21 protein-coding genes are annotated in these 22,967 nt (G+C 58.8%); 12 read left to right on the plus strand and 9 right to left on the minus strand.

Features of this window, described 5'->3' with window-relative positions:
- Positions 1–231 precede the first annotated feature (231 nt).
- Together cstA and RTM13_RS07745 are read left to right on the plus strand one after the other, a co-directional pair.
- Positions 232–2,337, plus strand: a complete 2,106-nt coding sequence (gene cstA / locus RTM13_RS07740; protein WP_312211479.1) for a pyruvate/proton symporter CstA — start codon at positions 232–234, stop codon at positions 2,335–2,337.
- A gap of 48 nt (positions 2,338–2,385) precedes the next feature.
- A complete protein-coding gene (locus tag RTM13_RS07745) occupies positions 2,386–2,583 on the plus strand; it encodes a YbdD/YjiX family protein (RefSeq protein ID WP_103819902.1) in 198 nt (65 codons plus the stop codon).
- Here the strand turns inward: RTM13_RS07745 and RTM13_RS07750 are convergent, their stop codons facing one another.
- Together RTM13_RS07750 and RTM13_RS07755 are read right to left on the minus strand one after the other, a co-directional pair.
- Positions 2,584–3,327, minus strand: coding sequence for a 3-oxoacyl-ACP reductase family protein (locus RTM13_RS07750; RefSeq protein ID WP_312211481.1), 744 nt, complete (start codon positions 3,325–3,327; stop codon positions 2,584–2,586).
- Between the two features lie 75 nt (positions 3,328–3,402).
- On the minus strand, positions 3,403–4,491 hold the full coding sequence (locus RTM13_RS07755) for an oxidoreductase (RefSeq protein ID WP_312211483.1): 1,089 nt from the start codon (positions 4,489–4,491) through the stop codon (positions 3,403–3,405).
- A gap of 160 nt (positions 4,492–4,651) precedes the next feature.
- On the opposite strand from RTM13_RS07755, the gene RTM13_RS07760 reads away from it, so the two are divergent.
- Genes RTM13_RS07760 through RTM13_RS07775 form a run of 4 tightly spaced genes read left to right on the plus strand, consistent with a single transcriptional unit; the run spans position 4,652 to position 9,474 of the window.
- Positions 4,652–6,154 carry a sugar ABC transporter ATP-binding protein gene (locus RTM13_RS07760; protein WP_312211485.1) on the plus strand — a complete coding sequence of 501 codons (1,503 nt, stop codon included), beginning with the start codon at positions 4,652–4,654 and terminating at the stop codon, positions 6,152–6,154.
- Positions 6,151–7,146 carry an ABC transporter permease gene (locus RTM13_RS07765; RefSeq protein WP_268108739.1) on the plus strand — a complete coding sequence of 332 codons (996 nt, stop codon included), beginning with the start codon at positions 6,151–6,153 and terminating at the stop codon, positions 7,144–7,146. Before RTM13_RS07760 ends, RTM13_RS07765 begins: the two co-directional genes overlap by 4 nt.
- A 25-nt stretch (positions 7,147–7,171) precedes the next feature.
- Positions 7,172–8,236: a sugar ABC transporter substrate-binding protein gene (locus tag RTM13_RS07770; RefSeq protein ID WP_312211489.1), complete on the plus strand. Its 1,065-nt coding sequence runs from the start codon at positions 7,172–7,174 to the stop codon at positions 8,234–8,236.
- Positions 8,233–9,474 carry an LVIVD repeat-containing protein gene (locus RTM13_RS07775; RefSeq protein WP_312211491.1) on the plus strand — a complete coding sequence of 414 codons (1,242 nt, stop codon included), beginning with the start codon at positions 8,233–8,235 and terminating at the stop codon, positions 9,472–9,474. The genes RTM13_RS07770 and RTM13_RS07775 overlap by 4 nt, the downstream gene beginning before the upstream one ends.
- A gap of 58 nt (positions 9,475–9,532) precedes the next feature.
- Here RTM13_RS07775 and mtnK read toward each other — a convergent pair whose 3' ends face one another.
- Complete coding sequence (gene mtnK / locus RTM13_RS07780; protein WP_312211493.1) at positions 9,533–10,732, minus strand: S-methyl-5-thioribose kinase; 1,200 nt, start codon at positions 10,730–10,732, stop codon at positions 9,533–9,535.
- Positions 10,733–10,837: 105 nt separating this feature from the next.
- Here mtnK and mtnA point away from each other — a divergent pair, with 105 nt between their 5' ends.
- Positions 10,838–11,857, plus strand: a complete 1,020-nt coding sequence (gene mtnA / locus RTM13_RS07785) for an S-methyl-5-thioribose-1-phosphate isomerase (RefSeq protein ID WP_312211495.1) — start codon at positions 10,838–10,840, stop codon at positions 11,855–11,857.
- Between the two features lie 56 nt (positions 11,858–11,913).
- Here mtnA and RTM13_RS07790 read toward each other — a convergent pair whose 3' ends face one another.
- The 3 genes from RTM13_RS07790 to RTM13_RS07800 are packed head-to-tail and all read right to left on the minus strand — an operon-like array spanning position 11,914 to position 13,753.
- Positions 11,914–12,456: an acireductone dioxygenase gene (locus RTM13_RS07790; RefSeq protein WP_312211497.1), complete on the minus strand. Its 543-nt coding sequence runs from the start codon at positions 12,454–12,456 to the stop codon at positions 11,914–11,916.
- On the minus strand, positions 12,453–13,142 hold the full coding sequence (gene mtnC, locus RTM13_RS07795; protein WP_312211499.1) for an acireductone synthase: 690 nt from the start codon (positions 13,140–13,142) through the stop codon (positions 12,453–12,455). The genes RTM13_RS07790 and mtnC overlap by 4 nt, the downstream gene beginning before the upstream one ends.
- Positions 13,142–13,753, minus strand: a complete 612-nt coding sequence (locus tag RTM13_RS07800) for a methylthioribulose 1-phosphate dehydratase (protein WP_312211501.1) — start codon at positions 13,751–13,753, stop codon at positions 13,142–13,144. Before RTM13_RS07800 ends, mtnC begins: the two co-directional genes overlap by 1 nt.
- A 126-nt stretch (positions 13,754–13,879) precedes the next feature.
- On the opposite strand from RTM13_RS07800, the gene RTM13_RS07805 reads away from it, so the two are divergent.
- Complete coding sequence (locus RTM13_RS07805; RefSeq protein WP_312211503.1) at positions 13,880–15,040, plus strand: pyridoxal phosphate-dependent aminotransferase; 1,161 nt, start codon at positions 13,880–13,882, stop codon at positions 15,038–15,040.
- A 1-nt stretch (position 15,041) separates the two neighbouring features.
- Here RTM13_RS07805 and citR read toward each other — a convergent pair whose 3' ends face one another.
- The gene (gene citR, locus RTM13_RS07810) at positions 15,042–15,947 is read right to left on the minus strand and encodes a DNA-binding transcriptional repressor CitR (protein WP_312211505.1); all 906 of its coding nucleotides are present in this window, start codon (positions 15,945–15,947) and stop codon (positions 15,042–15,044) included.
- Between the two features lie 304 nt (positions 15,948–16,251).
- Between citR and ahpC the strand changes: the two genes are divergently transcribed.
- The 3 genes from ahpC to RTM13_RS07825 all read left to right on the plus strand — a co-directional run bounded on the left by ahpC (position 16,252) and on the right by RTM13_RS07825 (position 19,978).
- Positions 16,252–16,815 (plus strand): alkyl hydroperoxide reductase subunit C, encoded by a 564-nt coding sequence (ahpC, locus tag RTM13_RS07815; RefSeq protein WP_312211507.1) that lies wholly within the window; start codon positions 16,252–16,254, stop codon positions 16,813–16,815.
- A gap of 154 nt (positions 16,816–16,969) precedes the next feature.
- Positions 16,970–18,532, plus strand: coding sequence for an alkyl hydroperoxide reductase subunit F (ahpF, locus tag RTM13_RS07820; RefSeq protein WP_312211509.1), 1,563 nt, complete (start codon positions 16,970–16,972; stop codon positions 18,530–18,532).
- 204 nt (positions 18,533–18,736) lie between these two features.
- The gene (locus RTM13_RS07825; protein WP_312211511.1) at positions 18,737–19,978 is read left to right on the plus strand and encodes a zinc-dependent alcohol dehydrogenase; all 1,242 of its coding nucleotides are present in this window, start codon (positions 18,737–18,739) and stop codon (positions 19,976–19,978) included.
- Between the two features lie 56 nt (positions 19,979–20,034).
- On the opposite strand, the gene rna is transcribed toward RTM13_RS07825, so the two are convergent.
- A complete protein-coding gene (rna, locus tag RTM13_RS07830; protein ID WP_312211513.1) occupies positions 20,035–20,844 on the minus strand; it encodes a ribonuclease I in 810 nt (269 codons plus the stop codon).
- 88 nt (positions 20,845–20,932) lie between these two features.
- On the minus strand, positions 20,933–22,306 hold the full coding sequence (dcuC, locus tag RTM13_RS07835) for an anaerobic C4-dicarboxylate transporter DcuC (protein WP_312211514.1): 1,374 nt from the start codon (positions 22,304–22,306) through the stop codon (positions 20,933–20,935).
- Between the two features lie 217 nt (positions 22,307–22,523).
- On the opposite strand from dcuC, the gene RTM13_RS07840 reads away from it, so the two are divergent.
- Entirely contained in the window at positions 22,524–22,928 is a 405-nt protein-coding gene (locus tag RTM13_RS07840) for a DUF2946 domain-containing protein (protein WP_312211516.1), read from the plus strand.
- Positions 22,929–22,967: the final 39 nt, after the last annotated feature.

A 22,967-nucleotide genomic window follows, 5' to 3' on the forward strand; every position in this document is an offset into this window, starting at 1 on the left:
GCGTAGCGCCACCGGGCGTGACTGTGCTGATGCTGCCACGCCGGGCGGCACTGCGCTCGCCGGGCCTGGAACTTCCCCCGCGTTTCATCCCGCATAAGTGATCTCCATTACAGAGTGTTGTAAATAACCGGTTGCCCCTCTGCTTTCTGACGTAACAACATTGTTAAAACCCGCCGCCTGATCTAGAAACAAAATGTAACATCTTCCTGCCTCAGCCAACGGAAAACGACTATGCAAAACTCAGGGAAATACCTTATTTGGGCATTGCTCGCGTTAATAGGAGCTTTTGCCCTCGGCTATATCGCACTTAACCGTGGTGAACAGATCAATGCCCTCTGGATTGTAGTGGCGGCGGTCTGTATCTATCTGATTGCTTACCGCTTTTATGGTCAATACATTGCCCGCAACGTGCTGGCGGTGGATCCAACCCGCATGACGCCTGCCGTACGCCATAACGACGGGCTGGACTACGTGCCAACGGATAAAAAGGTGCTCTTCGGCCACCACTTTGCGGCGATCGCCGGGGCAGGGCCGCTGGTAGGGCCGGTGCTGGCGGCGCAGATGGGCTACCTGCCGGGGATGATCTGGATCCTCGCCGGGGTAGTGCTCGCTGGGGCAGTGCAGGACTTTATGGTGCTCTTCGTCTCTACCCGCCGCGACGGTCGCTCGCTGGGTGAGCTGGTGAAAGAGGAGATGGGGCCGACGGCAGGGGTGATCGCCCTGGTGGCCTGCTTTATGATCATGGTGATCATCCTGGCAGTGCTGGCGATGATCGTGGTTAAGGCCCTGACCCACAGCCCGTGGGGGACCTACACCGTGGCCTTTACCATCCCGCTGGCGATCTTTATGGGGATCTACATTCGCTACCTGCGTCCCGGCCGGATTGGTGAAGTCTCGGTGATTGGCCTCGTGCTGCTGATTTTCGCTATCATCTCCGGCGGCTGGGTGGCGGAAAGCCCGACCTGGGCACCGATGTTCGACTTTACCGGCGTGCAGCTGACCTGGATGCTGGTGGGCTACGGCTTTATTGCGGCGGTGCTGCCGGTGTGGCTGCTGCTGGCTCCGCGCGACTACCTCTCTACCTTCCTGAAAATCGGCACCATCATTGGTCTGGCGATCGGTATTTTAATCATGCGTCCGACGCTGACCATGCCGGCTCTGACCAAGTTTGTTGACGGCACCGGCCCGGTATGGACTGGCAATCTCTTCCCGTTCCTGTTTATCACTATCGCCTGCGGCGCGGTGTCGGGCTTCCATGCGCTGATCTCCTCCGGTACCACGCCGAAGATGCTGGCGAACGAGGGTCAGGCCTGCCTGATAGGCTACGGTGGGATGCTGATGGAGTCCTTCGTGGCGATCATGGCCCTGGTCTCTGCCTGCATTATCGATCCGGGCGTCTACTTTGCGATGAACAGCCCGATGGCGGTGCTGGCCCCTGCCGGTACGGCGGACGTGGTCGCTTCGGCGGCGCAGGTGGTGAGCGGCTGGGGCTTTAGCATCACCCCGGACACCCTCAACCAGATCGCTAACGAGGTGGGCGAGCAGTCCATTATCTCCCGTGCGGGCGGCGCACCGACCCTGGCGGTAGGGATGGCCTATATCCTGCACGGCGCGCTGGGTGGCCTGATGGATGTCTCGTTCTGGTACCACTTCGCCATTCTGTTTGAGGCGCTGTTTATCCTGACGGCGGTGGATGCGGGCACCCGTGCGGCGCGCTTTATGCTACAGGATCTGCTGGGGGTGGTAAGCCCTGGGCTGAAGCGTACCGACTCGCTGCCCGCTAACCTGCTGGCGACCGCGCTCTGTGTGCTGGCGTGGGGCTACTTCCTTCATCAGGGGGTGGTGGATCCGCTTGGCGGGATCAACACCCTCTGGCCGCTGTTTGGTATCGCCAACCAGATGCTGGCAGGGATGGCGCTGATGCTCTGCGCGGTGGTACTGTTCAAGATGAAACGCCAGCGCTTCGCATGGGTAGCTCTCGTGCCGACCGCCTGGCTGCTGGTCTGTACCCTGACCGCAGGCTGGCAGAAAGCCTTTAGCCCGGACGTAAAAGTCGGCTTCCTGGCGATCGCTAACCGCTTCCAGGGGATGATCGACAGCGGCAGCATTCCGGCGCAGTACACCGAGTCGCAGCTGCGCCAGCTGGTGTTAAACAACCGTCTGGACGCCGGGCTGACCATCTTCTTTATGGTGGTCGTGGTAGTGCTGGCGGTCTACTCGCTGAAAACCGCGCTGGCGGCGCTGAAAGAGCGCCAGCCGACGGCGAAAGAGACCCCGTACGAGCCGATGCCCGCCGACGCTGAGCAGGTAGTGGCCCAGGCGAAACGGGCGCACTGAGTTTGATAACGCCCCTCTCCCGGCAGGGGGAGGGGCAGGGAGCATACGATGTTTGATACCCTTGCAAAAGCCGGAAAGTATTTAGGCCAGGCCGCTAAAATGATGGTCGGCGTCCCGGATTACGACAACTACGTTGCCCATATGCAGCTTAACCATCCGGACCAGACCCCGATGAGCTACGAAGACTTCTTCCGCGATCGCCAGGATGCGCGCTACGGCGGTAAAGGCGGAGCGCGCTGCTGCTGATCAGGCGTTCAGCCCGCCATCAACGTCAATACCCGTGCCGGTAATGTGCTTTCCGGCCGGGCCAGCGAGAAACGTTACCGCGTCGGCAATATCTTCCGCCTTACCGTAATGCCCCAGCGCAATGCCCTGGCGCTGCACATCAGCCCCTTCTCCGTCCGCCGGATTCATATCGCTGTCGGTCGGCCCAGGGTGCACCAGATTCACCGTGATGCCACGCGGGCCCAGATCGCGGGCCAGCCCGCGCGTCAGCGAGTTAAGCGCCGATTTGGTCATCGAATAGACGGCAATCCCCGGCAGCGCCACGCGGTTAGCCAGACAGCTGCCGATGTTAATAATCCGTCCGCCTTCGCCGAGATGGGGGATCGCCGCCTGGGTGGCAATCACTACGCCGCGAATATTGACGTTTATCAGAGCGTCAATATCCTCGATCGACATCTCCTCCAGCGGACCGCCGCGCGCTATTCCGGCGTTATTGACCAGAATATCCAGCCCGCCCAGCTGCGCGACGGTTTGCGCCACCGCCTCGCGCACCGCCTGTGGGCTGGCACTATCCGCCTGAATGGCAACGCCTGTGCGCCCAAGCGCGCGGATCTCGTCTGCTACCGCCTGGGCCTTATCGGCAGATTTTTCCCAGGTGATGGCGACATCCGCGCCCGCCCGCGCCAGCGACAGCGCAATAGCTCTACCCAAACCGCGGCTTGCACCGGTAACCAGTGCACGTTTACCGTTAAGATCGTATTGCATGGTGACTCCTGATATGTGGAGGGTACACCATCACGTTATACGCTCTTATTAGCGCCTGCCAATAAGGCCAAACGCTTACGGATTAAACGTCTCCACCTTCTCAAACGCCGCGCGAAGCGTCTCTGGCGTTAAGGTCACCGGCAGGTAGTGAATCGACTCCACCGGGCGCAGGGTATGGGCGATAACCCGATCCAGTTCATCACGGTTGTGAATATCCACCTCCAGCGCCGCCAGGGTCGTCGGCAGGTTGAAGCGCTGGAAAGCGGCGATCAGCTGGGCCAGCACGGCGTCCTGGCCGAGCAGGGCGCTCTGCACCAGAATGCCGTAGGCCACCTTCGTGCCGTGCAGGAACTTATCGGTCTGCGGCAGCACCGTCAGGCCGTTATGCACCGCATGGGCTGCGGCAACGCGGGTGTAGCGCTCGCCGAGGCCGCCCACCATCCCGCCACCGGCAATAATCGCATCCACCACGTCACGGAACGCCTGGGTCAGCTCTCCACGCTGCTGGTCCGCCAGCGCGGTTTCACTGCTCTCCAGCAGTACGTCGCGGATCGCCAACGCGCCGTTGATCCCTAGCCGCACGGTTAGCGGCAGGCTGACCGGATCCGGGGCCAGCACCACTGCCTCATACCACTTCGCCAGCGTATCGCCGATGCCCGCCAGCAGGTACTCCACCGGGGCGTCGAGAATAATCTGCGGCTCCACCAGCACCAAAAAGTTAGCGTCATCGAAAATTTCAAAGTGCAGCGCCTGACCCGCGTCGTTATACCACACCGAGAGCGGCGTCCAGGCCGCACAGGTGGCGGCAATAGTTGGGATCGCCACCACCGGCAACCCTAAGCGGCGTGCCACGGCCTTCGCGGTATCCAGCAGCGCGCCGCCGCCGATGCCGATCACCACGCTGCGGTCGCTACCGGCGTCGTTCACCAGCGCGGTAACGTCGTGCTCGCTGCAGTGGCCCTTAAACAGCAGGTGCTTCACCCCAGGCGCGTTGACGCTCTCCGGCAGATAGGGACGGGCGGCAGCGATGGCGCGCTCGCCATAGATCAGAACCGCACGAGAGAGCTGCTCAGGCGTATAAAAATCGTTCAGGCGCGCCAGGCTGCCGCTGTGGGAGTAGTAGTTGGCCGGGCCGGGTACAACGCGGATATCGGTGTTGCTCATGTCTGTGTCCTTATGCGGAATCGCTAACCCGATGTTATGTCTGGACATCCGGATGGCTAATAATATTTCGCTTTATCTTATGCCTTTTCTGCTGTTGCCAGTCAAGGCTGGCTATGAAAAATTCGTTAAATCAATCTATTAATACCAGGAAACCGCTTCAATGAGCGTTAACCATCTTGAGATGCGCGCGATTAGCCTCGCCTTTACCGGCGTTAATGCCCTGACGCAGGTGAACTTCAGCCTGCGCGGCGGATCGGTGCATGCGCTGACCGGAGCCAACGGTGCGGGGAAGTCAACGCTGATGGCGGTGCTGTGCGGCACCTGGGCAGGCTATGAGGGTGAGATCGCCATTGATAACCAGCCGGTATCTATCCGCTCTCCGCTGGATGCCAAACGTCTCGGCATTCACCTGGTGCAGCAGGAGGTTGACGTGGCGCTGGTCCCCGGCCTCAGCATTGCGGAAAACATTATGCTCGATAAGCTGGCCGAGCCGGGCTACGCCTGGCGCTGGTCAACCGTTCGCCAGCATGCGCGGGATGCGCTGGCCCAGCTCGACGTCACCCTCGACGTCAGACGCGCTATCGACACCTGCACCCTCGCCGAGAAGCAGCAGATCCTGCTGGCCCGCGCGCTCTCTCATCGCTGCCGCTTTTTGATCCTGGACGAACCGACCGCGCCGCTGGATCAGCACGAGAGCGAGCGTCTGTTTACCGTGGTAAGGCGCCTGCAACAGCAGGGGATCGGCATCGTCTTTATCTCCCATCGTATTCACGAGCTGAAGGCCATCTGCGACACCCTGACGGTGCTGCGCGACGGCAGGCTGGTAGAGTCCGGCCCGATGGCCGCCCTGAGCGGGGAGGAGATTGTGGAGAAGATGCTCGGTCACCAGCTAAACGACATCTATCCGCCGCGCCGTCCGCCCCATGGGGAGGAGACCCTGCTGCGCGTAGAGGGGCTGCATGATGAGAAGTTGCTGAACGATATCTCCCTGCACCTGCGCAGGGGCGAAATCCTCGGCATTGCCGGACTGGCGGGGGCGGGGAAAACCGAGCTTTGCAAGGCGCTGTTTGGTGCGGAAAAGAGCCGCATCGCCCGTGGGGAGCTGAACGGCCAGCCGTGGCGACCCCGGGATCCGGCGGATTCGGTTATTCGCGGCATGGCGCTGATCCCCGAGGAGCGGCGCAAAGAGGGCATCTTTATTGACGAGCCGATTGCCATGAATCTGGCGGTTAGCGCGGACAACAGCTTCTCCCGCTGGAGCCTGTTCGGCCATCGCAAAGCCTGGCGCTGGGCGCAGACGGTAATTGAGCGCGTTGGCGTGCGCACCACTGGTCCGGGGCAGATCCTGCGCCGCCTCTCCGGCGGCAACCAGCAGAAGGTGGCGATAGGCAAATGGCTGCGTGGCAACGCCAGCGTGGTGATTTTCGACGAGCCAACCAAGGGCGTCGATGTGAAAGCCAAAACCGATCTCTTCCGCCTGATTGACGGCCTCGCCCGGGAGGGCAAGGGGATCGTCTACGCCTCCGGCGAGTTTGCCGAGCTGGTGGGCCTCTGCGATCGCATCTGCGTTCTGTGGGATGGCCGCATCGTGGCGGAGATTGCCGGAGCAGAGGCCCGGGAAGAGACACTACTTTACTATTCGACCGGAGGAGCGGCGGCGTGAGCAAAGCCCTGTCAGTAAAAGCGGCGGCGTCGGGCCGTCAGCAGTTTTTCGATTTTCTCTATAAGTGGGGCATGCTGCTGACCGTGGTGCTGCTGGTGGCTATCTTTGGCATCGCCTCGGATAACTTCCTCGACCCCTTTAACATCATCAATATCCTGCGGTCGATCGCCATCGTCACGGTGATTGCCGTCGGCGTCTCGATTTCGCTGACCATCGGCGGGTTCGATCTCTCCGTGGGGTCAACGGCGTCGCTGGCAAATGCGCTGGTGATCTCGCTCTTCGTCTGGCACGGCTTCGGCACCACCGAAGCGATCCTCGTGACCCTGGCGCTCTGTACCCTGGTCGGCCTGTTTAACGCCTTCCTGATCGTCGTTCTGCGTATTCCCGACATGCTCGCTACCCTCGGCAGTCTGTTTGTCATTCAGGGCGTAGCGATGACCTACAGCTACGGCGGGTCAATCACCGAAAACATGCTGCTGCCGAGCGGCGAGATGGCGGAGGGGCTGATCCCGGCGGGCTTTAGCCTGCTCGGCCAGGTGCCGATCATTGTGATTGTGATGCTGGTGGTCACGGTGGTGGCCCAGCTTGGGCTGTCGCTGACTACCCACGGGCGGCGGATGTACGCCATCGGCGGCAACCCGGAGGCGGCGCGCCTCTCTGGTATTCGCACTACGCGCTACAAGGTGGCGGCTTACGTTATCGCCTCCCTGCTGGCGGGACTCGGCGGCATTCTGCTGGCCTCACGCATCGGCTCCTCCCAGGTGAACGCCGGGGGCGGCTACCTGATGGACGCGGTGGCGGCGGCATGGATTGGCTTCTCGCTGGCCGGCTCCGGCAAGCCCAACGCGCTCGGCACGCTGGTGGGGGCGGTGATCCTCGGGGTGCTGTCAAACGGGCTGGTGATGCTCTCCGTACCCTACTACGCAATGGATATTATTAAGGGCCTGGTGCTGGCCGGTGCTCTGGCGTTGACCTATTTCCAGCGTCGCTAATTTACTTTTATCAGGGGAAACAAAAATGAAAAAATTTGCACTCTCACTGCTGGCGCTGGGCCTGCTGAGTTCTGTTCCAGGCTACGCGGCAACGCCTGCTCCGGTTCCAACGGCGCTGGCTAACCACAGCGGACCGGTACGCATTGCGCTGATCCGTAACCTGGGTTCGGACGATAACACTACCCAGTTCGTCTCCGGTGCGTTGACGGAGGGCAAAAAGCTCGGCTTTAAAGTCAGCACCTTCCTCAGCAACGGCGACGACGCCAAATTCCAGGACTTTGTTAACCAGGCTATCAGCCAGAAGTATGACGGCATCATTCTCTCCCAGGGCCGCGATCCTTACTCAACCGAGCTGGTGAAAAAAGCGGTAGACGCAGGCATTGCCGTATCGGTATTTGATACCGCTATCAATGGCGAGATCCCCGGCGTGACTGTCACCCAGCAGGATGACGCCTCGCTGACCAATCTCTCCTTTAGCGAGCTGGTAAAAGACTTTAACGGCAAGGCCAATATCATCAAGCTGTGGGTGGCCGGTTTCCCGCCGATGGAGCGCCGCCAGGCGGCCTACCAGACGCTGCTGAAGCAGAACCCAGGAATTAAAGAGCTGGAGTCCATCGGGGCGGTCTCTTCCGACGTGCAGGGTGATACGGCGAATAAGGTCGGCGCAGTGCTGGCGAAGTACCCAAAAGGGCAGATCGATGCGATCTGGGGCACCTGGGATGCCTTTAGCCAGGGCGCTTACAAGGCGCTGAAAGAGAACGGCCGCACCGAGATCAAACTCTACAGCATCGATGTCTCCAACCAGGATCTGCAGCTGATGCGCGAGTCCAACAGCCCGTGGAAGGTGAGCGTGGCGGTGGATCCAAAGCTGATTGGCGCGACCAACGTGCGTCTCATCGCCAACAAGCTCGCCGGGGAGCAGACGCCAGCTACCTATGACTTCAAAGCCGCTGCGATCCCGCAGGCGCTGCTGGCTGCCCAGCCGGGCGCGGTGAACGTCGCCACCCTGGGTAAAATCATTCCAGGCTGGGGCCAGACCGAAGACTTTATCGCCCCGTGGTTCGCCACGCTGCAAGCGAAAAACAAATGAGTGCGCTGCCTACGCCTGACTACAGCCGCAATATGCGGCTGATTGGTCACTCGGATCAGGGCGGGCGGCCCGACGGCGTGCAGCTGATGGTGCACCGGGGCTTTGCCTATATTGGCCATATGGTCTCTCAGGGTTTCTCGATTGTTGACGTGCGCGATCCGAAAAATCCGCGTCACGCTGGCTATGTCCCCGCGCCGGCGGGAACCTGGAACGTCCACTTGCAGGCCTATGACGATCTGCTGCTGGTGATCAACGCCCGGGATCTCTTCGCTGACGCCCGTTTCGCCGACGAAAAGGTCTACTACACCCGCTCGGTAGGGGAGACGGTGAGCGACGTGCAGGACAAAGGCTGGAGCGCCGGACTGCGCGTGTTTGATATCTCCACGCCGGACCAGCCGAAAGAGATTGGCTTTCTGGGGCTGGACGGCATCGGTATTCACCGCATCTGGTACGTGGGCGGCCGCTGGGCCTACGTCTCTGCTTTAATCGACGGCTTCAGCGACTACATCTTCCTCACCGTCGACCTTGCCGATCCGCGTAAGCCCGAGGTAGCGGGGCGCTGGTGGCTGCCGGGGATGAACCAGGCGGCGGGCGAAACCCCGACGTGGCCGGAGGGCAAGCGTTACGCTCTGCACCACGCCATTATTGCCGGGGACACCGCCTACGGCAGCTGGCGCGACGGCGGGCTGACGCTGCTGGATGTGAAAGATCGCAGCGCGCCGAAGCTCATCAGCCACCGCAACTGGAGCCCGCCGTTTGGCGGTGGAACCCATACCGCGCTGCCGCTGCCGGACCGGGATCTGCTGGTAGTGCTGGACGAGGCGGTGCTGGATAATCAGGAGGACGGCGAGAAGCTGATCTGGCTGTTTGATATTCGCGACCCGGCTAATCCGGTCAGCATCTCTACCTTCCCGCAGCCGGATGAGATCGACTACGTTGCGAAAGGGGCGCACTTCGGGCCGCATAACCTGCATGAGAACCGGCCGGGGAGCTTTATCAGCTCGACGCTGATCTTTGCTACTTACCAGAATGCTGGCGTGCGGGCCTACGATATCTCTAACCCGTACCGCCCGGTGGAGACCGGCGCGCTGGTGCCTGCCGCGCCAGCGAAGATGATGGATACCCGTCCTGGCCGTCCGCAGGTGATCCAGTCCTGCGACGTATTTGTCGATGCGCAGGGAATTATCTACAGCACCGACTATAACGGCGGGCTGTCGGTGATTGAGTATTTGGGATGATAAATCGCCGGGTGGCGGCTTCGCCTTACCCGGCCTACAAAACCCTTAACGTCAATCGTTAACTGTACTGTCTGACCCGGGCAATCAGCTCATCAACGTTGTGGATGCGGTCGGCAATGACGATCAGCGCCTTGCCTAAATGAATGGCGTGGCGCAGGCACGCGTGGCGCATCTCTCCGTCGGCGATAGTGTCGATATCCGCCACGTGGGAGAGACCGACGCTGCGGCGGATCAGCTCCGTGCCGCAGAAGCCTATCGCATCGTGCCACACCTTCTGCAGGAACTGAGCGGCATAGCCCGGATGGGCCAGGGCTACATCGCGGGTTTTCTCCGTGGCCAGCGCGAGGAATGTCTCTGCGAAGGTGTTCCATAGCTCCTGAATATCGATCAGGCGCTGCTCGCGGGCGGCGGCGGCATCGCGGATACCCAGATGCCCCGGCAGGCCGCAGTAGTTGAGCAGCAGGTTGCCGATAGCGGTGCCGATGTCAAAGCCAATCGGCCCCACGTAACCAAACTCAGCGTCAATCGCCTTCAGGCTGCCTTCGGCCACGAAAATCGAGCCGCTGTGAATATCGCCATGTAGCAGCGCTTCGGCATGGGAGAGGAAGCGCTGTTTGAGTGCGGCGACCGCCAGCAGCAGGGCGGTATCGTCGCGCAGGGCGACCACGTCGGCCTCAATCGCCGCCGGGTAGCTGTTGCGCTCGTGAACGCGGTACGGATCGTCAAAGAAGAGGTCTTCAGTGATGCCGCACATCTCCGGGTTGATAAACTGCGCCACCTGGGCCTTTTTTTGCGCCGGGGTTAGATAAAAATCGCTGGTGTGAAAGAGAGTCTGGGCAAGGTACGTCGCCAGCTGGCGGGCGGCCTGCGGATAGTACGTGCCCTTGATCAGCTCCCCACGCCAGATGCGGTGATCGGAGAGATCCTCCATCACCATTACCGACAGTTCAGGATCGAAGTGGTGGATCTTCACCGTGTGCGCCGGGCAGTGCTGATAGTGCTCTACCAGGGTCTGCGCCTCCAGCCGGGCACGATCCAGGGTCAGCGGCCAGGATTCGCCCACGCAGCGCACGTAGGGCAGGGCCTGCTTAACGACGATCCGGCTTACGCCCTCGGCGTCGAAAATTTTAAAGACCAGATTGAGGTTGCCGTCACCGACTTCACGCGCGTCAACCAGTTCGGATGCCTGCTCCAGACCACCAAATTGCCGGGCATAGGCCACCGCGTCGGCGGCGTTGAAAGTTCGGTATTGCGACATTGCCGTTATCCTCAATTTTCTGTTTATAAAGCCATTCAGACGTCTATACATCTGTAATTCATCCTGACACAATACGATACATCAACGCAACAGGGATTTAACGCTATGCAGCCACTTCAGACTACCAGTCTGCGCGTCACCGATAATCAGCTCTTTATTCTCGATCAGCAGGCCCTGCCGCAGGAGAAACGCTGGCTGCCCGCCGACAGGGTAGAGACACTGGTAGGCCATATCCACGCTCTGCGAGTACGCGGCGCACCGCTGATTGGCCTCTCTGCCAGCCTGCTGCTGGCCCTGCTGGCCGAACGGGGCGAGAGCAAAACTTCCCTGGCCCAGGCGCTGGAGACGCTGCGGGCGGCGCGGCCAACGGCGGTGAATCTGATGAACAATCTCGACCGCATGAAGCAGGCGTTGGCGGAGGTGGATTTTGTCCCGGCATTGGTGGCTGAGGCCGAGCGGCTGATAGCGGAGGATAAGCAGCTCTGCGCTCGGATCGCCGAGGCGGGCAGCGCCCTGGTCGCCCCCGGCAGCCGCCTGCTTACGCACTGCAATACCGGTGGACTGGCGACCGCTGGGGTGGGAACGGCGCTGGGGGTGATCTCCCAGGCCTTTACCGACGGCAAAGTGGCCAACGTTTGGGTAGGAGAGACGCGCCCGCTGTTGCAGGGTGGTCGCTTGACGGCATGGGAGCTGGCGGAGCTGGGCATTCCCTGCCAGCTGATCACCGACTCCATGGCGGCCAGCCTGATGGCGCAGGGGCAGGTGGATGCGGTGTGGGTCGGTGCGGATCGTATTGCGGCCAACGGCGACGTGGCGAATAAGATCGGCACCTACTCGCTGGCGGTGCTGGCCCGCTATCACGGAATTCCGTTTTACGTTGCGGCCCCCCAGACCACGCTGGATCCACTCTGCCCTAACGGGGAGGCGATCCCTATCGAGCAGCGCGCAGCCAGCGAAGTAACCGGCGTAGCGGGCAGCTTTGGGGCGGTGCAGTGGGCTCCGGAATCGACGCTGGTCTATAACCCAGCGTTTGACGTGACCCCCGCGGCGCTGATTAGCGGCTGGGTGCTGGATACCGGCGTCGTCACGCCGGACGAGGTAAGCGCTGGTATATTCAGAAAATAAATAACGCCGGGTGGCGCTGCGCTTACCCGGCCTACGTTTTACCTGGCCTCTGTTTTTTATGCCAGGCGCGGATAGCCGCCGGCGATGGCGTCGCCGGTAAACTGCGCAACCCATCCCTCCGGATTGTCGAAAATCCGGATGGCGGTAAAGTTCGGCTCGGACCCCATATCAAACCAGTGTGGCGTACCGGCCGGAACCGAGATGAGATCGTTCTTCTCGCACAGCACCTGGTAGACTTCATCACCAATATGCAGACAGAACAGGCCCGCCCCCTCGACAAAAAAGCGCACTTCGTCTTCGCCATGGGTGTGCTCGTTAAGAAACTTCTCCCGCAGCGCCTGCTTGTTGGGGTTATCGGCGCGCAGGCTAATCACATCCCAGCTCTGGTAGCCCTTTTCGGCTACCAGCTTATCAATGGCGTGCTGGTAGGCATCAATTACCGTTTCCGGAGCCGGATCGCGGCCTAAGTCACGGTCGGCCTGCCAGCGCTCAAAGCGCACGCCGCGAGCGTTCAGTTTATCGGCAATGGCGGCGGCGTCGGTGCTGTGCCACGTAGGCTGGCTGGCTTCTTTATCAGAATAAATCGTTAACGCGCTCATGAGGGGATCTGCTCCGGGTTGATATCGTTAAAACTGTGCACCTGGTGATGCTGGCTGGCGGCGTCATCATCGCCACGGATCAGCTGCACGGTACGCAGACCGGCCTCCGCGGCGGCATCCAGCTCCTGGTGGATATCCGACAGGAAGAGGATCGACACCGGCGGCAGGGCCAGCTGCTCGGCAATGTTGCTATAGGAGCGCGCTTCACGCTTGGCACCTATGCGGGTATCAAAGTAGCCGCTAAACAGATGAGTAATATCACCTTCGTCGCTGTAGCCAAATAACAGTTTTTGCGCCGCCACGGAGCCAGAGGAATAAACATAGAGATCAATCCCTTGTGCCTTCCACCTCTCCAGCGCGGGCAATACGTCAGGGTAGAGATGGCCCGTAAAGTCGCCGTTGACGTAGCCGTCGTGCCAGATAATTCCCTGCAATGCCTTCAACGCCGTCGACTTACGGTCCTCATCCATAAAGCTGAACAGCGTCGCAACCAACTCGGCGGTGGCTGCATCCGGTCGGGCAATCTCATCCCGCAGGTTATCGAGAATCGATTTTACCGGCTCGGCATACTGCTGGGCGGTGACGAACGCCTCCAGCCGCTCGCGGGCGTAAGGAAACAGTACATCGTGCACGAAGCGGATATCGCTGGTGGTGCCTTCAATATCGGTAACTATGGCGCGGATCATCATCTCTCCAGCAGTCGGCGCTGCATTTCACACTCAAATAAAAACTCCAGCCCCTCAAGGTGGCGGCGGGCTTCCGCTACGCTGCGTCCCCAGCAGGTCAGGCCATGGCCGCGCAGCAGGAAGCCGTAGCTCAGCGGGGTCTCGCGAGCATAAGCCTCAATGCGTTGGGCAAGGGCCGGAATATCCTGGTCGTTATCAAACAGGGCAATAGAGACCGTATCGAGGTGGCTGGTCTGCCCGCTCAGGGATTTTTGCATCTCGTAGCCTTGCAGGCGCAGTACCGCAGATTGCTCGATACGCGACAGCACCGTGGCATTTACGGTATGTACATGCAGCACGGCGTTAGCCTCCGGATAGAGGCGATAGATTAGCGTATGCAGGCCGGTCTCTGCGGAGGGTTTCCGTCCGGATGGGGCGCGATCGGTGGCGATCTCTACCTGTAAAAAGTCATCCACCGTCAGGCTGCCCTTATCTTTGCCGGACTCGCTGAGCCAGCACCAGTCGGCGTTTTCACGCACCGACATATTGCCGCCGGTGGCCGGTGCCCAGCCTTTAGCCCCTAGCCAGTGGCAGGCCTCAACCAGCGCCGGGAGTTGCAGAGGATATGTCATAACGCTCCTGAATAGTGTGAGCAGAGGAATAACATTATTGTTTAGACGTCTAAGCGTCTTGATTGCCAAATACTAACATCGTGATATAGTGGCAGCAACATCAGTATTACACGCAGGCAGGCATTCATGAGCAATAACACACTGATCCCGCAGAGTAAACTTCCCAATCTTGGCACCACCATCTTTACCCAGATGAGCGCGCTGGCGCAGGCGCATCAGGCGATTAATCTCTCCCAGGGTTTTCCTGACTATGATGGTCCGCGCTATCTGCAGGAGCGTTTGGCGTTTCACGTGGCTCAGGGGGCAAACCAGTATGCGCCAATGACCGGCGTGCAGGCGCTACGGGAGGCCATTGCTGATAAAACCGCCGCCCTGTATGGCTACCAGCCGGATGCTAATAGCGACATTACCGTTACCGCCGGTGCCACCGAGGCGCTCTATGCCGCTATTACCGCGCTGGTGCGCAGCGGCGATGAGGTGATCTGCTTCGATCCAAGCTACGATAGCTACGCCCCTGCGGTTGAGCTGGCGGGCGGGATAGTAAAACGTATTGCATTACAGCCACCACACTTCCGTGTTGACTGGCAGGCCTTTGCCGCCCTGTTGAGCGACAAGACCCGGCTGGTTATTCTCAATACGCCGCATAACCCATCAGCGACGGTGTGGCAGCGTGAGGACTTCGCCGCGCTGTGGCAGGCCATTGCGGAGCGCGAAATCTATGTGCTGAGCGATGAAGTTTACGAGCACATCTGCTTTGATCCGGCAGGCCACGCCAGCGTACTCGCTCACCAGGAGCTGCGCCAGCGGGCGGTGGCCGTCTCATCCTTTGGTAAAACCTACCATATGACCGGGTGGAAGGTGGGCTACTGCGTCGCGCCAGCGGCCATCAGCGCCGAGCTGCGTAAGGTGCATCAGTACCTGACCTTTGCGGTTAACACCCCGGCGCAGCTGGCGCTGGCGGATATGCTGCGGGCAGAGCCGGAGCACTATCAGCAGCTTCCTGCATTCTACCAGGCGAAACGCGATCTGCTGATTAATGCCCTGAGCCAGAGCCGGCTGGAGATCCTGCCCTGTGAAGGCACCTACTTCCTGCTGGTGGACTACAGCGCCATCTCCGATCTGGATGATGTTAGCTTCTGCCAGTGGCTCACCAAAGAAGTGGGGGTAGCGGCCATTCCGCTGTCGGTATTCTGCGCCGATCCCTTCCCGCATAAGCTTATTCGTCTCTGCTTTGCCAAACAGGAGGCGACGCTGCTGGCCGCTGCGGAGCGTCTCTCTAAGCTCTAATCTAACGATCCGCCAGCTTTATCGTATCGATCAGGCTGGCGAAGGCGCTGCCGTTTAGCGAGGCCCGGTTATAAAGCATAAATATATCTAATGTGGGCAGGGTGAGATCGACATCCACTATTTTTAAACGCATTATCTTTTTATAGTGGTTAAAGGTAGACAGCGGCATAATCCCGATAAGTTCAGACTGGTTAATAATATTAATAATTGAGATGTATGAGTCGCTGCTGAAAAGAATATTGCGCTGTGGCAATAGCGCTGCAATTTCTCGTTGTAACGCCAGCGCCCCTTTTTCTGGCGTGCTGTAAGAGGTAAATCCTTCGGCCAGAACATCGCTCACGTTTACTTTTCCATCGAGGCGCGGGTGATCGGCACTGCATACCAGCACCAGCGGCTCGCAGGAGAGCTTTTCGCAGGCGATGGCAGGATTAGCGATCGAAAAGAGAGAGATAATAAGATCGGCTTTGCGGTAGGTCAGTAGCTCTTCTGCCGACTGTGGGGTAATAAAGATATCATGATGCTCTATGGCATAGCTGGCCTGCCCGCGTAGGGTGGTGACCAGCGCCATGCTCCCTTCACTTATCAGCAGCTGCGGAGTGTAGATCACGAACTTTTTACTCAGCTCGTTGCTGTTCATCATATTGATGGTCTGCTCAAGCTGGTTAAGGTTCTCCTCGAGATGCATGTGCAGATTAATCGCCACCGTAGTGGGCGTTACGCCTTTCCCGCTACGGACAAAGAGCGGATCGTCGAGATGGGCGCGCAGACGCTGCAAGGACTGGCTTACGGCAGAGGGGGTAATAAAAAGCGCCTTGGCTGCTTTACTGATGCTCTGATGCTGATAAATACACTCAAATATAAGCAGCAGATTAAGATCGAATTTTTTTAAATCGTAGAGGTTAGCCATTTTTATCTCGCCGTACTGCTGCTTATTAATAACGATCTCAGGACGGAAAGAAATATACCATGAAAAGACCAGTATTAAACGATGTGTCCTAAAGTGTACTCATAACGGCGCAACCTATCACAGCCATAGGTCACACCTTACAGCCGCGCATTGCCCTTTAATCGGGGGAGTGATGTAATCCCCGACGCCATTACGGCTTTTACGTTGTTAGATATCGCTGATTGATTTGATAAAGCAAACGCATTAGCCGATGTCGTCAAAATTCGGTACCTTACATCTCATCGAAACCACGGAGGAAGTATAGATGTCCTTAATCAATACCAAGATCAAACCTTTTAAAAACCAGGCGTTCAAAAACGGTGAATTCATCGAAGTGACCGAGAAAGATACCGAAGGCCGCTGGAGCGTCTTCTTCTTCTATCCGGCTGACTTCACCTTCGTTTGCCCGACCGAGCTGGGCGACGTAGCCGATCACTACGATGAGTTGCAGAAACTGGGCGTGGACGTGTACTCCGTCTCCACCGACACCCACTTCACCCACAAAGCGTGGCACAGCAGCTCTGAAACCATCGCTAAAATCAAATATGCGATGATCGGCGACCCGACTGGCGCACTGACCCGTAACTTCGAAAACATGCGTGAAGACGAAGGCCTGGCTGACCGTGGCACCTTCATCGTTGACCCGCAGGGTATCATTCAGGCGATCGAAGTGACTGCAGAAGGCATTGGCCGTGACGCATCTGACCTGCTGCGCAAAATCAAAGCGGCTCAGTACGTTGCTGCTCACCCAGGCGAAGTGTGCCCGGCTAAATGGAAAGAGGGTGAAGCGACTCTGGCTCCGTCTCTGGACCTGGTTGGCAAGATTTAAGTCTGAAAAGCCCGGCGGCGCTGCGCTTGCACGGGCCTACCTATCACGGGTGCGCTATGCACCCGTTTTTCCCTAACAACATGATTCAAGTTGCATTCAGGCAGCCCTTTTGAGGCAGCTTGCATGATGATGTTTTTTACGCAGGAGATAATTCATGCTCGACACTACAATGAAAACCCAGCTTAAGGCTTATCTTGAGCGTCTGACTAAACCTGTTGAGCTGATTGCCACGCTGGACGACAGCGCTAAATCGGCAGAGATCAAGGAACTGCTGGCGGAAATCGCTGAGCTGTCTGATAAAGTTTCCTTTAAAGAGGATAATCAGCTGCCGGTGCGTAAACCGTCTTTCCTGATTACCAATCCAGGCTCCAACCAGGGCCCGCGCTTTGCCGGCTCTCCGCTGGGCCACGAATTTACCTCTCTGGTGCTGGCGCTGCTGTGGACCGGTGGTCACCCTTCCAAAGAAGCGAAAGAGATGCTTGAGCAGATTGCCGCGCTGGAAGGGGACTTTGAGTTCGAAACCTACTACTCGCTCTCCTGCCACAACTGCCCGGACGTGGTCCAGGCGCTGAACCTGATGTCCGTGCTCAACCCACGCATCAAGCATACGGCGATTGACGGCGGCGTGTTCCAGAACGAAATCACCGATCGCAACGTCATGGGCGTTCCGGCAGTGTTCCTGAACGGCGTTGAGTTTGGTTCAGGTCGTATGACCTTGACCGAAATCGTCTCTAAAGTGGATACCGGTGCGGAGAAACGCGCGGCGGAAGAGCTGAACAAACGTGACGCTTACGATGTATTGATCGTTGGCTCCGGCCCTGCGGGTGCAGCGGCAGCGGTCTACTCTGCGCGTAAAGGTATCCGTACCGGTCTGATGGGCGAGCGTTTCGGTGGCCAGGTGCTCGACACCGTGGATATCGAAAACTACATCTCCGTGCCGAAAACCGAAGGCCAGAAGCTGGCCGGCGCGCTGAAGGCTCACGTTGATGACTACGATGTTGACGTTATCGACACCCAGAGCGCAACCAGACTGACCCCGGCGGCAGAAGAGGGCGGCCTGCACCAGATCGAAACCGCGTCTGGCGCGGTGCTGAAAGCACGCAGCGTGATTATTGCCACCGGTGCAAAATGGCGCAACATGGGCGTGCCGGGTGAAGAGCAGTACCGTACCCGCGGCGTAACCTACTGCCCGCACTGCGACGGCCCGCTGTTCAAAGGTAAACGCGTGGCGGTCATCGGCGGCGGTAACTCCGGCGTTGAAGCAGCTATCGACCTTGCCGGTATCGTTGAACACGTTACCCTGCTCGAGTTTGCGCCAGAGATGAAAGCCGACAAGGTACTGCAGGATAAAGTACGCAGCCTGAAAAACGTCGATATCATTCTCAACGCCCAGACCACTGAAGTGAAAGGCGACGGCACCAAACTGACCGGCCTTGAGTACCGCGCCCGCGTGAGCGGCGATGTGCATCATCTTGAGCTGGCAGGTATCTTCGTGCAGATCGGTCTGCTGCCGAACACTAACTGGCTGGAAGGCGCGGTTGAGCGTAACCGTATGGGTGAGATCATCATTGATGCGAAGTGCGAAACCAGCGTGAAAGGCGTGTTCGCGGCGGGCGACTGCACTACCGTGCCGTACAAACAGATCATCATCGCTACCGGCGAAGGTGCGAAAGCCTCTCTGAGCGCGTTCGACCATCTGATCCGCACGACAGTATAATAAGCAAGTAAGACACCTGCACTGTGAGCAGCGAGGCTACCTTCGGGTAGCCTCTTTTTTTATCACGTCTTTTTTCCGCTAAGATTACTCCCAAAACCGCCGTCGATTCGCCTGACCGCCCAGATTAGCGCCTGGACTGACTAACCTTGATCCGTGCAAGCCTAATTTTCACTCTCCCGATCTGACGGGATAGCGGAGGTCTGAATGAAAGCATTGACGTATCATGGTCCCCATAACGTTCGCGTCGAGAGCGTGCCGGATCCGATTATTGAACAGCAGGATGACATTATTCTGCGCATTACCGCGACCGCCATCTGCGGCTCCGATCTGCATCTCTACCACGGTAAAATTCCTAAAACAGAGCATGGCGATATCTTCGGCCACGAGTTTATGGGCGAAGTGGTCGAAGTGGGGCGCGATGTAAAAAATATCCAGAAAGGCGAGCGGGTGGTCATTCCCTTCGTGATTGCCTGCGGCAGCTGTTTCTTCTGTCAGCAGCATCAATACTCGGCCTGTGAAACCACCAACGTTGGCAGAGGCGCATCGCTGAATAAAAAGCAGATCCCACCGCCGGCCGCGCTGTTTGGCTATAGTCACCTCTACGGCGGCGTGCCGGGTGGCCAGGCAGAGTATGTCCGCGTGCCTAAGGGTGATGTCAATCCGTTTAAAGTGCCGCAGCTACTCCCCGATGATAAAGTGCTGTTCCTCTCCGATATCCTGCCGACCGCCTGGCAGGCGGTAAAAAACGGCGAAGTCAAAAAAGGTTCACGGATCGCCATCTACGGAGCCGGTCCGGTAGGCCTGCTTAGCGCTGCCTGCGCCCGATTGCTGGGAGCCGAGCAGATCTTTATGGTTGACCATAATGATTACCGCCTGCGCTTTGCTGAAGAGCGTTATGGGGTGATCCCGATTAACTTCGATAAGCATGACGATCCTGCCGAGGTCATTATCGAAAACACCCCGGGCAATCGCGGCGTAGATGCGGTGATCGACGCGGTTGGCTTCGAGGCGAAAGGCAGCACCACCGAAACGGTGCTGACTAACCTCAAGCTGGAGGGGAGCAGCGGTAAGGTGCTGCGTCAGGCGATTGCCGCCGTGCGCCGGGGCGGGATTGTCAGCGTGCCGGGGGTTTATGCTGGCTTTATCCACGGCTTCCTGTTTGGTGACGCCTTCGATAAAGGCATCTCGTTCCGTATGGGCCAGACCCACGTTCACGCCTGGCTGCCGGAACTGCTGCCGCTGGTTGAGCAGGGCCTGCTGAAGCCGGAGGAGATCGTTACCCACTATCTGCCGCTTGAAGATGCGGCTCGCGGCTATGAGATGTTCGATAAACGCCAGGATGACTGCCGCAAAATTATTCTGGTTCCCGGCGCGCAAAGCCCGGAAGCGGCGAGAGCCAGCGTAACGGCCCTGAGCAACGGTAATATCAACCTGCCACCAGCGTAACGCGTCCTCTACTCAGCCTACCCTCCGAACACATCCAGAGGGTAGGCTGTTTCCCGTTAATATCCTACTTCATCCAGAATAAACTCTTTGCCGCAGTTGCCAGGGTGCGGCTGGGCCATAAACGAGGTGGCAGAGAGCGGTTGGTTAATCGCGCTCGCCTTCAAGGTGAGCTGTACTTCAGTCAGGTAGGCCGGGTTACCGTTGCAGGTTAGCTTCACGGCTTTCACGTTAGCGACGCCATATGTCCGGGCGAAGGCGGCGTCAAAGTCGCTGCGGCTGACGCGCTCCCCGTAGTTGGCTGCAATAAACTTACCTAAGGCGCTCTGCTTGATCTCGCTGGCCATGCGCACCATCACACCAAAGTAGGCGTCCGGATCGAAGCCAAAGCAGACCCCGTGCTTGGCATACTCATAGCGCTCGAGACAGGAGTTGGCCCCGGCTCCCGGCATCACGCTATTCAACTTTGCCGCACTCTCCAGCGACAGGCCGGTCTCTGCGCTGGCGCACTTCTGCCCAACGCGGGCCTCCGGCATGTTAGGTATCGGCCGGGTGGCGCAGCCGTAACGCATCCAGCGGCGATCGTCGACCCCGCGTGCGGCAATAGACTTAGGCAAGCCGGGCCACAGGCCGTGCACGGTCAGAAAGTCGTCTTTGTTATCGCTCTCTTTTTGCAGGCGACACTCGTCCGGCTCGCGCTGGCGGCGATCGTGCTGGCTCTGGCAGAACCCGGTCTGCCACGAGAGCGCCAGCACGTAGCGATCGAAATCACCGTACTGAGTGGCGCTCAGCGGGGCGGCAGGCGCGGCAGCGGTCCAGAGCATGGCCGCTGCGGCAGCGAGCAGGGATACGAACTCCTTTCTGAACATTTCAATTCCTGATGAATATATTTAAATAGTTCCAGAAAGTTATTAAAGCATAAAAAAAGCGCCGAACAGGCGCTTTTTCGTGTGGTGCTTAGCGTAGGGCCGTACCGGGGACCAGTATTTCCGTGGCAACAATCACCACGATTAAGCCCACCAGAACCGGCACCGAGGTGCGTTTTACTACCTCGAAGGGGGAGATCTTTGCCATCCCGGCCACGGCAACCACCACGCCGGAGACAGGGGATATTGTGCGTCCGAGGTTAGAGGCCTGCAGCATGGGGATCGACAGGTAGGCCGGGTTAATGCCCGCCTCGCTGGCCAGCTTCGGGATCATCTCCACAAAGGCGTAGAACGGCGCGTTGCCCGAGCCGGTGGTCATCGCTGCCAGCATGGTCAGCGTCACCAGCACCAGCATCAGGATAATACTTGCCGAACCAAAGGAGGTGGCAATAGAGATCAGGCTCTGGATAAAGCCGATGGTGCTTAGCCCCTGGGCAAAGACCCCCGCAGCAACCAGCAGGATCACTACCCCGGCAAAGGCGTCCGCCATACCGCGATACGCCACCTCCAGCCCGGAGAAGACCCGCTGGGTGTTGAAGCCGCGCATAAACTCCAGCACCGCCGCCAGCAGCATGCAGATCACCAGGATGGTGATGATATGCAGCTCCGGCCCCCATTTGCCATCAAAGATCAGCACGCCGACGATAGGCGTAAAGGGCAGGATGGCGTAAAACGAGGGTGCGCTGGTGGTGATATCGCCGACGTCCAGCATCTCCGTAGAGATACTCTCTTTTCTGTCCAGCCAGCGCTGCCAGAAGAAGTGGGCAATCGCCATCGCGATAATCGCAGCGATGGAGATGGGCAGGGTAGTTTTGAAGGCAAAGTCGATCAGCGGCATCTCTGCGGCCTTGGCCGCCAGCACCACGTCCCCGGAAGTTGGGGAGAGAATAATCGCCGCCGGTGAAGCACAGATGGCCGCCGCCGCGCCGCGGCTAATACCGACGTTGACCATCACCGGAAAGAGGGTTGCCATTAGCAGCACGCCAAGTCCGGTGGCCGAGGAGACCGCCAGCGACATCAGGCAGGCCACAAAGTAGGCGGCGATCATGAGAATGTAGGGCGAATTGATATAGCGCAGCGGCCTAGAGGCCAGCTTGACCACCATATCGTTCGCGCCGATATGGGTCATATAGGCGGCAAATCCGCACAGCATCATGATCATCATGCCGAGGTCGCCGCCGCGGCTCATCAGCAGGATCTTGATATATTCGACAATGTCGGTGGCGCTGTAGCCGGTACTGGTGGCACTCGACGGCAAGATTTTATGGCCCATCAGCGCGCTGGCGATCAGCAGTATCAGGCCGCCGACAAAGAGTACGCCGGTCGCCGAGTAGCCTTTGATGATGTAGCGCGCAACGCCAACAATCACCACCACGCCCATCAGGAGTTCAATAAAGGTCAACATGGTTCCCTCTCATCATTAAGGCATGCAATGTGCCCAACGGAAGCGAACCGGTAGCTGACTAAAATCAATAAATTGCTAAGTAACGCGGATTATCTGACGAATTGGCTACCTGGGTAGAACTTCTGCATATGGATAAGTGAAATCGCTTAAAAAAATCTTTAAGTATTAATTAATCGCTGCGTATACTCGGCAATCTCACCCTCTTTATGTGGTTTTTATGTACGCACCCTGGCTTCGGCGGCTACGCTTTCTCAAACGGCATCTTCTGATGCTGTTGATGGCGTTTGGCTGGCTGCTTTTCCAGAGCCAGGTGGCGATTGCTTCTCACGACTGCACGCTGGATATGCAGGGCGAAAGCGCCATGATCCAGCATGTAGATCATATGCAGATGCCGGAGGCCCCAGCGGCCGATGCGCTCCAGGCACCGCTGTGCGATAAGCACTGCGTGCCGGATGCGATGCAGAAGGAGTCCGGACACGGATCGCTGGCGGCCTTGCCGGTGGATATCACCCTTGCCATTAATCTGCCCGCCTGTGCTGATACGCCTCCCACCGAATGGTCGCTCACCCCACCCGCAGCAGGACCGCCGGCAACGATCCGCTATTGCCGGTTCCGGGAGTAGATACCTGTTAATTCGTTGAATTTACCCAATTTACGATTA

This window comes from Pseudescherichia sp., assembly GCF_031979925.1.
Lineage (GTDB): Bacteria > Pseudomonadota > Gammaproteobacteria > Enterobacterales > Enterobacteriaceae > Pseudescherichia.

What these genes read in the sequence shown, in the direction of transcription:
- cstA (WP_312211479.1), top strand. Translation starts at nt 232, where the DNA reads ATGCAAAACTCAGGGAAATACCTTATTTGGGCATTGCTCGCGTTAATA.
- RTM13_RS07745 (WP_103819902.1), top strand. Translation starts at nt 2,386, where the DNA reads ATGTTTGATACCCTTGCAAAAGCCGGAAAGTATTTAGGCCAGGCCGCT.
- RTM13_RS07750 (WP_312211481.1), bottom strand. Translation starts at nt 3,327, where the DNA reads ATGCAATACGATCTTAACGGTAAACGTGCACTGGTTACCGGTGCAAGC.
- RTM13_RS07755 (WP_312211483.1), bottom strand. Translation starts at nt 4,491, where the DNA reads ATGAGCAACACCGATATCCGCGTTGTACCCGGCCCGGCCAACTACTAC.
- RTM13_RS07760 (WP_312211485.1), top strand. Translation starts at nt 4,652, where the DNA reads ATGAGCGTTAACCATCTTGAGATGCGCGCGATTAGCCTCGCCTTTACC.
- RTM13_RS07770 (WP_312211489.1), top strand. Translation starts at nt 7,172, where the DNA reads ATGAAAAAATTTGCACTCTCACTGCTGGCGCTGGGCCTGCTGAGTTCT.
- RTM13_RS07775 (WP_312211491.1), top strand. Translation starts at nt 8,233, where the DNA reads ATGAGTGCGCTGCCTACGCCTGACTACAGCCGCAATATGCGGCTGATT.
- mtnK (WP_312211493.1), bottom strand. Translation starts at nt 10,732, where the DNA reads ATGTCGCAATACCGAACTTTCAACGCCGCCGACGCGGTGGCCTATGCC.
- mtnA (WP_312211495.1), top strand. Translation starts at nt 10,838, where the DNA reads ATGCAGCCACTTCAGACTACCAGTCTGCGCGTCACCGATAATCAGCTC.
- RTM13_RS07790 (WP_312211497.1), bottom strand. Translation starts at nt 12,456, where the DNA reads ATGAGCGCGTTAACGATTTATTCTGATAAAGAAGCCAGCCAGCCTACG.
- mtnC (WP_312211499.1), bottom strand. Translation starts at nt 13,142, where the DNA reads ATGATCCGCGCCATAGTTACCGATATTGAAGGCACCACCAGCGATATC.
- RTM13_RS07800 (WP_312211501.1), bottom strand. Translation starts at nt 13,753, where the DNA reads ATGACATATCCTCTGCAACTCCCGGCGCTGGTTGAGGCCTGCCACTGG.
- RTM13_RS07805 (WP_312211503.1), top strand. Translation starts at nt 13,880, where the DNA reads ATGAGCAATAACACACTGATCCCGCAGAGTAAACTTCCCAATCTTGGC.
- citR (WP_312211505.1), bottom strand. Translation starts at nt 15,947, where the DNA reads ATGGCTAACCTCTACGATTTAAAAAAATTCGATCTTAATCTGCTGCTT.
- ahpC (WP_312211507.1), top strand. Translation starts at nt 16,252, where the DNA reads ATGTCCTTAATCAATACCAAGATCAAACCTTTTAAAAACCAGGCGTTC.
- ahpF (WP_312211509.1), top strand. Translation starts at nt 16,970, where the DNA reads ATGCTCGACACTACAATGAAAACCCAGCTTAAGGCTTATCTTGAGCGT.
- RTM13_RS07825 (WP_312211511.1), top strand. Translation starts at nt 18,737, where the DNA reads ATGAAAGCATTGACGTATCATGGTCCCCATAACGTTCGCGTCGAGAGC.
- rna (WP_312211513.1), bottom strand. Translation starts at nt 20,844, where the DNA reads ATGTTCAGAAAGGAGTTCGTATCCCTGCTCGCTGCCGCAGCGGCCATG.
- dcuC (WP_312211514.1), bottom strand. Translation starts at nt 22,306, where the DNA reads ATGTTGACCTTTATTGAACTCCTGATGGGCGTGGTGGTGATTGTTGGC.
- RTM13_RS07840 (WP_312211516.1), top strand. Translation starts at nt 22,524, where the DNA reads ATGTACGCACCCTGGCTTCGGCGGCTACGCTTTCTCAAACGGCATCTT.